The sequence below is a fragment of the Oxalobacter aliiformigenes genome (assembly GCF_027116575.1).
Taxonomy (GTDB): domain Bacteria; phylum Pseudomonadota; class Gammaproteobacteria; order Burkholderiales; family Burkholderiaceae_D; genus Oxalobacter; species Oxalobacter aliiformigenes.
Map to the genome: position 1 here is coordinate 310,973 of NZ_CP098252.1, position 12,814 is coordinate 323,786.

Genomic DNA, 12,814 nt, shown 5'->3' on the forward strand with positions numbered 1-12,814 from the left:
TGATGGCTATCCAGTGGTTTCCGGGTCATATGAATGCCGCACGGAAAAAAGCGGCAGAAACGATGGAAATGACCGATCTTGTCGTTGAGGTTCTGGATGCGCGGCTTCCTGCCGCCAGCAGCAATCCGATGGTGGAGGAATTGCGGCTTCATCGTCAGCGGCCCTGTCTGAAAATAATGAATAAAGACGATTTGGCTGATCCCGAGGTGACAAAAGAATGGCTGGATTATTTCAATCGTCAATCCGGTGTGGATGCCGTTGCCCTTTCATGTAAAAATCCTGCGGAGGTGGCCAGGATTCCGCAACTTTGCCAGAAACTGGTCCCGCATCGTACCGGTCCTGGAAAACCGGTCAGGGTGATGATTATGGGAATACCCAATGTCGGAAAATCCACGCTGATGAATATGCTGTTAAAACGCCGTGTTGCTGCTGTCGGAGATGAGCCTGCTGTAACGAAAAGCCAGCAGCGGCTTTATCTGAACAAGAATATGGTATTGACCGATACACCGGGGATGTTATGGCCTAAAATCGTTTATCCGAGTGACGGTTATATGCTTGCGGCCAGTCATGCTGTCGGGGTAAACGCCCTGATCGAGGAGGAAGTCGCCGCTTTTCTCGGCGATGTTCTGTTGGCAAGATATCCGGAGCTGTTGGCTTTGCGATACAAGATTCCGGTCGATGGACTCGATGGAATCGGGTTGATGGAAATGATCGCCAGAAAACGGGGATTCAAAATCAGGGGGGGAGCTGGATGTGGAAAAGGGCGCCCATACTCTTTTGCAGGATTATCGTCATGGCGCGATCGGCCGGATAAGTCTTGAAACGCCGGAAAGCCGTCGGGAGATGATTCAGTCTTATGCTGAAATCGGGAATGAATGAAGCCGTTTATCGGCCCGGAAGGTTTTCCGATTTATAATGATCAAATGAAACCAATTGCTCCTGGAACTGTTATTTTTCACCGTTTTCGCGGTTATGGCGTATTGACAGCCGTCAATCTGTTGACCGGCTGGGTTTCTGCACGTTTTGGCGACGAGCAGCGTTGTCTGGACCTGAATCTGTCTTCGGACGAGGTCCAGCATGCCGATGGCGAGCCGATTCTTTTCAGGCTGGCTGCACCCGACCGTATGCCACATGCACGGTTGATGGATATGGTCCGGAAATTGCACAGTGCCGGCTACCAGCGTTTATATCTCCACTCGTGGCCGAAAGAATCGGGTCTCCACTGGCGGTGGCATCTTTTCACAGGCTGCAGAAACTGGTTCCAGCGTCCCTGGCGCGAGGGCTGGTATGGTTCCGGTGCGGATTATATCTTCAATCCGGTCATGGGATGGGGCGATTTGCCCGGAGCGACAACGGATGAATTGATCGATGCACTGTCGAGATTCGATCCGGAAGGACTGGCACAGGCACTGGGAGAAGATGAAGAACATACTTTATGGTTCAGGCGGGTGTGCACGGCGCTGCTTCCGGGGTATATGTACAGTCTTGAAAAACGTCTGAATCCGGATGGCTCGTTTTCAGATGTTTTGCCGGTTTATCCTGTCAGGCAGGGGTTGCCTCCTTATGACGGTCCGTCGCTGCCCTGTCCGCCCGGGTGGAACAAACGCTATCATACTGATCCTGTCGTGCGGGATTATTTCTGCTGTTTTTAAAGGTGAAACGGAATGTCGCTCCATATTATTGCCACAGGCGGAACTTTCGAGAAACACTATGATGAAATCAGCGGCCAGCTGGTTTTCGGAGACAGCCATGTTCCACAACTTTTGAAGCGTGCCCGCGTGTCGGTTCCCTGTACATTCGAAACGGTCTGTATGCTGGATTCGCTGGACATGCAGCATTCCGACCGTCTGAAAGTACTTCAGGCCTGTTCAGATTGCGCATCGCAAAAAATCGTTATTGTTCATGGAACAGATACGATGCCGGAAACGGCAAAGGTGCTGGGTCATGCGGCGCTCGGGAAAACAATTGTTCTGACAGGGGCGATGATACCTTATGAGTTCGATGATTCCGATGCGTTTTTCAATTTCGGTTTTGCCGTGGCAGCTGCCGGATTGTTGTCTTGTGGAGTCTATATTTCTATGAATGGCCGGGTTTTCGAATGGGATCGTGTCCGGAAAAACCGGCAGGAAGGCCGGTTTGAAGAAACGGAGTGATTGCGATGGCAAACATTACCGGTCATTAATTTTTTTGGGAAGCATTTCAATGAATATTGTTATTCTGGCTGCCGGCATGGGCAAACGCATGCATTCCTCGTTACCTAAAGTGTTGCATTTGCTTGCAGGCAAATCTATGCTTGAACATGTTATTGCAACGGCAAGGGCGTTGATGCCCGAAAAGCTGGTGATTGTTTACGGTCATGGTGGCGAACAGGTATTACGGCAGATAACCGGTCCGGATCTCATATTTGTGAAACAGGAACCCCAGCTGGGGACCGGACATGCTGTTATGCAGGCCGTCCCGGAGCTGGATGAATCGGTTCCGACACTCATACTTTATGGTGATGTCCCCTTGATCGGCATCGAATCACTCAGGCGTCTGGTTTCGGTTGCAGGAAATGAAAGACTGGGTATTTTGACCGTTGAAATGCCGGATCCAACAGGTTACGGACGCATTATTCGTGTGGATGGGAGAATCAGACGGATTGTCGAACAAAAGGATGGTCGTGAGGAAGAACTGGCCGTAAAGGAAATCAATACCGGTATGATGGTCGTGCCGACAGCTTTGCTGAAACGATGGTTATCTTCTCTGACCAATGATAATGTGCAGGGAGAGTATTACCTCACGGATATCGTTTCCAGGGCCGTTTCCGAAAATATCGACATTGTTTCATCACAGCCGGATGACATCTCTGAAACCATGGGGGTCAACAGCAAAAAACAACTGGCAAAACTGGAACGGGTTTATCAGAAAAATATCGCTTCCCGTTTACTGGACGATGGAGTCAGCCTGGCTGATCCGGACCGAATCGACGTCCGTGGTTCCCTGCAATGCGGCCGTGATGTTTTTATCGATGTCAATTGTGTTTTTGAAGGGGAAGTGACGCTGGCCGACGGAGTGACGGTCGGTCCCAATTGCGTTGTTCGTAATTGCCTTATTGGGGAAAATGCCGAAATCCGTCCTTTTTGTCATCTGGATGGCGCGAAAATCGGTCCGGGGTCGCTGATCGGACCTTATGCACGCCTGCGGCCGGGAGCCGAGTTGGGAGAGGAAGTGCATATCGGCAATTTTGTCGAGGTCAAGAACAGCCATATTGCGGCGCAGAGCAAGGCGAACCATCTTGCCTATGTCGGAGACTCGACCGTCGGAAGCCGGGTCAATATCGGTGCGGGGGCAATCACCTGCAATTATGACGGTGCCAACAAGCACAGGACGGTTATCGGGGACGATGCCTTTATCGGCACCAATTGCGAGCTGGTCGCACCGGTCAGGGTGGGAAGCGGTGCAACGATCGGAGCCGGAACGACTTTGACAAAGGACGCTCCGGCTGGTTCACTGACGGTATCGCGTGTTCGGCAAACGACGATAAATGACTGGAAAAGACCGGTAAAATCAAAAAAATAATGTCTTTTCCCATGAAAATTGACGGATCGCAGTTTTTTGAAAAATGGCGCTGGCAAAGTGCCTAAATCAGTGTAATTCCTGTTATATTGTTGTTGAGGCCGCTTTTGCTGGGCAAAGGCGGCCGTTTCCTGATGGAATAAAGTTTTGCCGTCGCTACTCCGTCGTCAGAGCATTCTTATTTCAATACGGTTGTCGTTCACTCACCATTGCCTGAAACATGTAAATTCGGATTCTGCCGTATTCGGCGAGCCGAATACGAAAGAATAGAAAGGAAATGAATATGGGTATGAATGCGGAAAAGCTTGATCAGAACGCAGAACCACTCTCTCCGGACATTTTGCAGAAAATTAATGCCTATTTCAATGCGGCAAATTATTTGTCGGTTGGACAAATCTATCTGTATAACAATCCCTTGCTGAAGGAGCCTTTGAGTCCCGATGATATCAAACCCCGGCTTTTGGGGCACTGGGGAACGACGCCGGGTCTGAATTTTATTTATGTCCATATGAACCGTGTCATCAAAAAATACGATCTGGACATGATTTTTGTGACAGGGCCCGGTCATGGTGGCCCTGCTCTGGTTGCCAACACATATCTGGAAGGCACCTATAGCGAATTCTATCCGAATATCTCCGAAGACGAGGAAGGGATGAAGAAACTGTTTACCCAGTTTTCCTTTCCGGGAGGTATTCCGAGTCATACCGCAGCGGAAACGCCCGGTTCGATACATGAAGGCGGAGAGCTTGGATATGCCCTTTCTCACGCGTTCGGTGCCGCATTCGACAATCCCGATCTGATCGTGACCTGTGTCGTCGGTGACGGTGAGGCGGAAACGGGACCGCTGGCAACAGGCTGGCATTCCAATAAATTCATCAATCCGGTTTATGATGGTGCCGTTTTGCCGATTCTTCATCTGAATGATGCGAAAATCGCTGGTCCGACGGTACTGGGACGGATACCGCCAAAAGAACTGGATGAACTGATGCGGGGATATGGTTATGAACCTTACTATGTGGAAGGTTCGGATCCGATGGTCATGCATCAGAAAATGGCGGCGACACTGGATATTGTGATTGCCCGGATCAAACAGATACAGTCCGATGCACGGACAAACGGATATTCGATGCGCCCGAAGTGGCCGATGATCGTGTTACGCAGCCCGAAGGGCTGGACAGGGCCGGGGGTTGTCGATGGCCAGCAGGTCGAAGGAACATTCCGTGCCCATCAGGTTCCGGTGAATGAAGTGAAGACCAATCCGGCTCACCTGAAAATCCTGAATGACTGGCTGTTGAGTTACAAACCTCATGAATTGTTTGATGAGCGCGGAAAACTGAAACCCGAACTGGCAGAACTGGCACCGAAAGGCGACAGGAGAATGGGAGCCAATCCACATGCCAATGGCGGTATCCTGCTTCGTGAATTGCGTATGCCCGATTTCCGCAAGTATGCGGTGGATGTCCCTTCGCCCGGGGTCGTCGTGGCCGAAAGCACGCGCGTTCAGGGCAACATGATCCGTGATGTTTTCGTCTTGAATGAGGAGGCCAGAAATTTCCGTGTATTCAGTCCGGATGAAACATCTTCCAACCGGTGGAACGCCGTTTTCGAAGTGACCGAGCGGACTTTCATGGATGAGATCAAGCCGACAGACGACAAGGTTTCCCATACCGGCCGGGTTTTGGAAATGTTGTCCGAACACCAGTCAGAAGGCTGGCTGGAAGGCTATCTGCTGACGGGAAGACACGGTTTTTTCCCCTGTTATGAGGCTTTTATCCACGTCGTCGATTCCATGTTCAACCAGCATGCGAAATGGCTGGAAGTCTGCCGTCATATTCCGTGGCGCCGTCCGATCGCATCACTGAATTATCTGCTGACATCCCATGTCTGGCGTCAGGACCATAATGGTCTCAGTCATCAGAATCCCGGATTTATCGATCTGGTCATGAACAAAAAGGCCGATATCACCCGTGTCTATCTTCCACCTGATGCAAATTGTCTGCTATCCGTTACCGATCATTGCCTGCGCAGCCGGCACCGTATCAATGTCATTGTGGCAGGCAAACAGCCGGCATTGCAGTATCTGAACATGGATGAAGCGATCAGGCATTGTACGGCGGGTATTGGCATCTGGGAGTGGGCAAGTAATGACAAGGGAGCGGAACCTGATGTCGTCATGGTATGTTGCGGAGATGTCCCGACGCTTGAAACGCTGGCGGCAGTCAAGATTTTAAGGGAACATATTCCTGAATTGAAAATCCGGGTGATCAATGTGGTCAATCTGATGACTTTGCAGCAACCCAGTGAACATCCGAATGGTCTGTCGGACCGGGAATTCGATGTCCTGTTTACCAAGGACAAGCCGGTTATTTTTGCCTATCATGGTTATCCCTGGCTGATTCACCGGTTGACTTATCGTCGCACGAATCACAAGAACTTCCATGTTCGCGGTTACAAGGAAGAAGGGACGACGACCACGCCATTTGATATGGTTGTGATGAATGACCTGGATCGTTATCATCTGGCCGGTGATGTCATCGATCGGCTGCCGAGTCTGGGGGCGAAGGCGGCTTATACCAAACAGTATTTGCGTAACCGCTTGCTGGAGCATAAAGCGTATGTCTACAAATATGGTGAAGACATGCCTGAGATCCGGGACTGGAACTGGGCGGATGGCAAATCCTGACAGCTCGGTCTGTTGATGCGGCTTTAATCTGAAAAAAACGCACGCGTTCAAAGGCGTGCGTTTTTTTCATTATGATGGAATCATCCGTTTTTTTCTTTTTCGGACCGATATTGTTCAAATCCACGTTTTCTCAACTGGCAGGCCGGACATTTTCCGCATCCGTATCCCCATGCATGTAACCGGTCGTGTTCGCCGACATAACAGGTATGGGTATCTTTGACGATGAGTTCGACGAGTGTCTGTCCTCCCAGATCATATGCCAGTTGCCAGGTTTCTTTCTTGTTTTTCCACATCAGGGGGGTGACCAGGTTGATGCGGGTGTCCATACCGATGTTCAAAGCGACCTGAAGGGCCTTGATGGCATCGTCACGACAATCGGGATATCCGGAAAAATCGGTTTCGCACATCCCGCCGACAAGAATGTTCAGACTGCGACGGTAGGCAATCATGGCCGCTACGGTTAAAAACATCAGATTTCGTCCGGGTACGAATGTATTCGGCAATCCGTTTTCCGTCATACGGATTTCCATATCCGAAGTCATGGCGGTATCGGATATGTTACTGATCAGCGACAGGTCGCATAGGTGGTCTTCACCCAGTTTCCGTTTCCAGTCTTCAGAAAGCCGTCGTATTTTCTCGAGAATGACCGGTCTGCCGGCAAGTTCGATTCCATGCCGCTGGCCATAACTGAATCCGATCGTTTCGACCAGATCGTAACGGGATAGTGCCCAGGCAAGGCAGGTGGTAGAGTCCTGTCCTCCACTGAAAAGAACGAGAGCTTTTTTTTCTGACATGGCTAAATAGGTGTTTGTTTGGAATCGGAAAGTATCAATAAACGGCCTGAAAGGCTGCAGGCCGGGAGATAAAGCCCCGTATTTTTCCGAATACTATAAAATGTCCGGCTTTTTCTTGTCTCTTGAAATATATTAAACGACTTGAGCAGTATTGCGTGGTAGTCTCGCAGAATCAAGTGACGTAATCGTTATTGAAAAACAGCTGGATCCGGCTATCTCAGATATGATCAATGTAATGGAAGTTTTCAAAAATGACAAAGCGATTTCGAAAATGGCTTTTCATTGGCATTTCTGTTGCAAGATCCTGATATTGTTTTTCCTCCTGTTCTGTTCGTCGGTGCTTTACGCAAAACCAGTGTCGTATGATGTCGATATCGATGCGCCGAAAATGATCAAGACGTTGCTGGAACAGAATCTTGATCTGATCCGGTGGCGTGGAAATGAGCAAATTGATGGTGCGCAGCTCAGAAGGTTGTATCGTAATACTCCGGATGAAATACGACAACTGGTCGAAACTGAAGGTTATTATTCTCCTGTCATCAAGACGGAAATGCAGAAACTTGAAAATGGCGGTCGCCGTATTTTGATCCATGTCGATCCCGGAAAACCTGTAAAGGTCGCGGTCGTCGATATCGAGTTTAAGGGGGCGATCACGACACAGAAAAGTTCACTGAAGCCCAGCATCGAACAGCTGAAAGAAAACTGGCAGTTGCCTGTGGGATCGGTTTTCAGGATGGCTGACTGGGAAGCGGCCAAAATCGCCCTCCTGAAACAGGTTACCCGGGTGCGCTATCCCCGTGCCGAACTTGAGGATACCCGGGCGATTGTTAATCCCGAGACGGATGAGGTGACACTCAAAGTCATCGTCAACAGTGGAAATCCTGTGAAATTCGGTCCCATCAGAATCGTGGGATTACACCGGTATGGAGAAGATGTCATTATGGGTCAGCGTCCGGTCAAGGTCGGATCGACTTTTCGTGAGAATGCGCTTCTGAACTGGCAGTCCCGGATTCAGGATTCGGGGTATTTCAGTTCGGTTGAAGTGACCGCCGATCTGGAGTCTGGTCTTGAGGAGGTTCCCATTACGGTGACTGTCGTTGAAAACAAGAAAAAACATGCTGCAGTCGGTATCGGTTACAGCACGGATATGGGTGAACGTATCAGCCTGACGTATGACAATCTCCACTTTCTCGGCAGGGATTATAAATTGAAGAGTTCTGTCGTTTTGCAATCCAGGCAGAGAACCGCAAAGGCGGATGTTTATCTTCCTCAACGACCGGATGGTACAAGAGACAGTTTTGGCGTAATGTACGACCGTTCCGAGATCGAGGGAGAAGATACCCGTGTTGCCGGCGCCAATTTCAGAAGAGCGTGGGGAACACCCCGCCTGGAAAAATATGTGAGCGTCGAATATCTGAATGAACATAACCGGATTGACGGGGCCGACGGGCAGCAGAGTCAGGCGTTGCCGGTGACATTCGGAATCATAACGCGACATCTGAACAATCGTCTCGCACCGACGAAAGGGTATGCTCTTGAAGCTCAGGTGGGAGCGGCGGTTGAACCGGTATTGACGGACAAGTCGTTTGTGAGAGGGTATCTTAAAGGTATTCGCTTCCAGCCGATAGGTGAGAAGGGCGATCTTATTTTGAGAGGGGAACTCGGAGCGGTTGTCTCTGACGGCAAAGAGGGTGTTCCGTCAACTGTTCTTTTCCGGACAGGGGGAGACCAGTCTGTTCGTGGTTATTCGTATCAGAGTCTGGGGGTCAAGGAAGGTGACGCGATCGTAGGGGGGCGTTATCTGGCTGTGGCCAGTATCGAGTATCAGTACTATTTCATCAAAAACTGGGGCGTCGCCTTTTTTGTCGATGCCGGTAATGCCGGCGATACGATCAAGGAGCTTGATCCCGCTATAGGCTATGGTATAGGCGGCCGCTGGCGCAGTCCTGCCGGGCCGATTGGTGTCGATCTGGCATATGGTGAAAGAACGGGTAGTTTCCGATTACATTTTTCATTGGGATTTACTTTCTGATGCGACGGCGCTTGCTGATACTGTTATTCGTACCTTTTTTCCTGCTGGGGGGATTGATCTGGCTGGCAGGTCAGGAATGGGCGTTGCAGTGGGTTGTCCAGAAGGTCGTACAGGCGGGAGATGGTGATATTGAAATCGAAGGCGTTTCCGGAACGCTGCTTGGTTCGCTTGAAATCGAAAAAATTACTCTGGGCAGTGCAGAAAGAGATATCCGGGTTGATCACCTGATGTTTGAGTGGAATCCCTGGCGGCTTTTGCAGGGTCGGCTGGACGTCTCGCTGATTTCGGCCGACAGCATCAGTGTCGATTTGAAACAGTCTTCCGAAGAACCATTTGTTTTGCCGCAATCTCTGGCGCCCCCGGTTTCCATTCAGGTTTCGGATGTACATTTCGATTCGGTTTCGGTTACCCAATCCGGGGTGGGAATCTCATTGCAGAATGTGAATTTCTCACTTGTCTCTGATGCGGCCGCATGGCGCGTAAAGGATCTTGGATTTGACAGCCCTTTGGGCAATACCGGAATCAATATGAGTCTGGGCACGGCGCGCCCTTACCGCGTTGACGGCACGATCCGGTTGGAGAATGAATTGGCCAGGGCAAATGCAAGCGTGATGTTGTCCGGAGATCTGAACCGTTTGAATGTGACGGGCAATCTTGACGGATATGATGCAAAAGGTCAGGTTGAAGCCATTGTGACACCGTTCGCTTCTTTTCCGTTCGAAGCGGTTCAGCTGGATATAAAAGGGCTTGATCCTTCAAGGATCGAATCGACCTGGCCAGTCGCGGATTTTGATGCGCGGATTGATGTTCGTGCCGATAAGAACCGGTCGTTGAAGGGACAGGTCGCGGTCAAAAACAGTAAACCGGGACCATTCGATCGGAATGAAGTACCTGTCCGGTTTCTGAAAGGAAAGATCGAGGGGGATGTCGATAACATTTTGTTGAATGATATTTTGCTGGATTTCGGGAAAGCCGGGCAATTTACCGGGAACGGCCAGTTTGTATCTGAAAAGGTCGTGCTTGCACTCGAAACGTCACGATTTGATTTGCAGGAGATCAGTTCGAGGATTCGACAAACACGGATTTCAGGAAAGATCCGCTTTCTTCAATGGGAGAAAAATCAGGATTTCAGGATTGAACTGGGAGAGAACCATATTCGCCTGAATGCCCGTTTGCTTAAAAAAGAAAATGAGCTTGATCTGGAAGAATTGCTGGTCAAGGCAGACCGGAGTGAACTCAGAATGACCGGGCACATGAACCTGGACGAAGGTCAGGCCTTTAAATTGGCCGGTGAAGTCAACCGGTTCAATTTCGCTTCTTTCGGCCAATTCGCCGAGTCCGATCTGAATTTCAGGCTCGATATTTCCGGTTCACTGAAACCCCGGCAGGATATTCTGGTACGGTATTCGTTTTTGCCGAGTCGCTTGTTCAATCAGGCACTGGCCGGCAAAGGGCAATTCCATATCGGAAACAAAGAGATAAATGACGTGAATATCCTGTTGACGCTGGGAGCCAATTCCATGAGCGTATCCGGCAATCTGGGAAAACCGGGGGACCGGCTGGCCTGGAAACTGAAGGCGCCTGATCTGGAGTCTTTTGGAAAAGGATATAAGGGGGCGTTGTCGGGTGAAGGAGAATTGAACGGTTCTCTGGATTCAATGCATGTTGCGATGGATCTGGAAGGGACGGATTTTCTGGTATTGGGCCAGTATGGCGCAGGAAAGCTGCAGGCACGACTGCGTTTCGGGACGGAATTGGGAAACAGGATTGCCATTAATGCACGGCTTGATGATGTGACCGTCGGTTCGGGCACGTGGAATACGATTCAGGCTGGTATCGATGGAACATTGCGTTCTCATGACATACGTATAACGGCAAAAAATGACTTGTTTGATCTGGTTGCGCAGGCGACAGGTGGCCTGACATCGAAGGAGATATGGGAAGGACGGCTGGACATACTGGAAAATCAGGGAAAGCAGCCTTTTGAATTGAGTTCATCTGTTCCGGTACGAATCGGCAGTCATGAAATATCTCTCCGGAATATGACGCTCAAGTTGCCGGATGGGCAATTGACGGTTGAAAAACTGGTTAAAAAGGGTCATTTGCTGGAAACGTCCGGCAATGCGCGCGGTGTTCCACTGGCTTATCTGCTTGCCGTTTCGCCCGATTCCGGAAATACGGTACGTACAACACTGACTTTCGGAGTGGACTGGTCACTGGTGGCGGGGCGAAGTCTGGATGGAAAGGTTCATCTTTACAGGGAACAGGGCGATATCACCTTGCTGGGGGACAATCGTATCAAACTGGGATTGAATACATTTGACGTGCAAGCCACCTTTTCCCGGAATACCGCCAGTCTCGATGCCCGGATTGAAAGTGCGAAAGCGGGAACGGTGCAGGCCCGGGCCATGACGAAATTCGTTTTGCATAACGGGAGCTGGCGTATCTCGAAGGAGAGTCCCTTTGAATTGTCCGTTCATGCCGATGTCCCTTCTGTTGCATGGATAGGACCGTTGACCGGTCAGCCGGATATGGAGCTGGGCGGTTCCCTGTCACTTCAGGTCAACGGGAACGGCACATTGGGCAATCCCCGGCTGTCAGGCAATGTTGAAGGAAAAAATCTGTCGGTCAGCTGGTTGAGTATGGGAGTCGATCTGTCTCGTGGTGAGATATCCGCCGAGCTTGATGGCAACCGTATGCAGATTGTCAAAGGGATTATTTATGGGCCGGAGGGCCGGTTGCAGATCGGTGGGGGAGTTCAGCTGAAAAATGGAGAGTTACTGAGCAATCTGCATTTCCAGACGGACAAATTGTTGATTTTATCCAATGTGGACAGACAGCTTGCCATTACCGGGAAGGGGGATTTCTCTCTGGATGAGAACAGGGTGCAGTTGACCGGAGAGTGGCATGTCAACCGGGCGATGATCATTCTGACGGATAGCCGAAATGTCACATACAGCAAGGATGTTGTTGTTTTGGGACGTCCTGAAAAGAAAACCGATAATCCGGTTCCGTTGAGATTTGACCTGAAAGTCGGTCTCGGCAACGAATTTTATCTGAAAGGGAAGGGGGTGGATACCAGACTTGCCGGCCAGATACAGGCTGTTTCCGGTCAGGACAACCGGTTGCGTGTGTTCGGAACAGTCAATACAGAGGATGGATCCTATACGGCATTTGGACAGAAACTGACTATCAAGAAGGGACAGGTGACATTCAGCGGACCAGTAGAAAATCCGACAATCGATATTCTTGCCGTGCGGGAATTCCCTCCTACGGAGGATGTGACGGAGGTCGGGGTTTCCGTCAAGGGGACGGCACAGTCGCCGAAAGTTCAGCTTGTATCGACACCGGAAGTGTCCGATACGGAAAAGCTGTCCTGGCTGGTTCTGGGGTATAGCGGCGGTGAAAACGGGGATGATCAGCAACGTGCTCTCATCGCCACGGCAGCGGCGGCCATTTTGAGTACGGAGCAGTCTGGCGGTTTGCCGACAAGACTGGCCAGTACAATCGGTCTGGATGACATCGGTATTTCATCTTCATCCCAGTTGGACGAAACGGTCCTGTCATTGACCAAGCGGATTTCGTCACGTCTTTATCTGACGTATGAGCAGGGACTGACAGGCGCGACCAATCTGATCAAGTTGCGTTATATTATCTCAAGGCGCCTGTCGCTTGTCGGGCAAACGGGAACGATTACGGCTGTCGATTTGTTGTATGACTGGAAATTCGACTGAGGTCGCTCTCTTT

7 protein-coding genes and 1 pseudogene are annotated in these 12,814 nt (G+C 50.4%); 7 read left to right on the forward strand and 1 reads right to left on the reverse strand.

Going from position 1 to position 12,814, the window contains the following annotated elements:
• Window positions 1–2 precede the first annotated feature (2 nt).
• The 5 genes and pseudogenes from ylqF to NB647_RS01550 all read left to right on the forward strand — a co-directional run bounded on the left by ylqF (window position 3) and on the right by NB647_RS01550 (window position 6,241).
• Window positions 3–879: pseudogene (gene ylqF / locus NB647_RS01530) on the forward strand (ribosome biogenesis GTPase YlqF).
• 44 nt (window positions 880–923) lie between these two features.
• Entirely contained in the window at window positions 924–1,652 is a 729-nt protein-coding gene (locus tag NB647_RS01535; protein WP_269283788.1) for an L-asparaginase, read from the forward strand.
• Between the two features lie 12 nt (window positions 1,653–1,664).
• Complete coding sequence (locus NB647_RS01540; protein ID WP_269283790.1) at window positions 1,665–2,153, forward strand: asparaginase domain-containing protein; 489 nt, start codon at window positions 1,665–1,667, stop codon at window positions 2,151–2,153.
• A 49-nt stretch (window positions 2,154–2,202) separates the two neighbouring features.
• Entirely contained in the window at window positions 2,203–3,561 is a 1,359-nt protein-coding gene (gene glmU / locus NB647_RS01545; protein ID WP_269283791.1) for a bifunctional UDP-N-acetylglucosamine diphosphorylase/glucosamine-1-phosphate N-acetyltransferase GlmU, read from the forward strand.
• 286 nt (window positions 3,562–3,847) lie between these two features.
• Entirely contained in the window at window positions 3,848–6,241 is a 2,394-nt protein-coding gene (locus NB647_RS01550) for a phosphoketolase family protein (protein WP_269284684.1), read from the forward strand.
• A gap of 80 nt (window positions 6,242–6,321) precedes the next feature.
• Here the strand turns inward: NB647_RS01550 and queC are convergent, their stop codons facing one another.
• Window positions 6,322–7,035 carry a 7-cyano-7-deazaguanine synthase QueC gene (queC, locus tag NB647_RS01555; RefSeq protein WP_269283792.1) on the reverse strand — a complete coding sequence of 238 codons (714 nt, stop codon included), beginning with the start codon at window positions 7,033–7,035 and terminating at the stop codon, window positions 6,322–6,324.
• A gap of 271 nt (window positions 7,036–7,306) precedes the next feature.
• On the opposite strand from queC, the gene NB647_RS01560 reads away from it, so the two are divergent.
• Together NB647_RS01560 and NB647_RS01565 are read left to right on the forward strand one after the other, a co-directional pair.
• Window positions 7,307–9,067, forward strand: coding sequence for an autotransporter assembly complex protein TamA (locus tag NB647_RS01560; RefSeq protein WP_269283794.1), 1,761 nt, complete (start codon window positions 7,307–7,309; stop codon window positions 9,065–9,067).
• Window positions 9,067–12,801: a translocation/assembly module TamB domain-containing protein gene (locus NB647_RS01565; protein ID WP_269283795.1), complete on the forward strand. Its 3,735-nt coding sequence runs from the start codon at window positions 9,067–9,069 to the stop codon at window positions 12,799–12,801. The genes NB647_RS01560 and NB647_RS01565 overlap by 1 nt, the downstream gene beginning before the upstream one ends.
• Window positions 12,802–12,814: the final 13 nt, after the last annotated feature.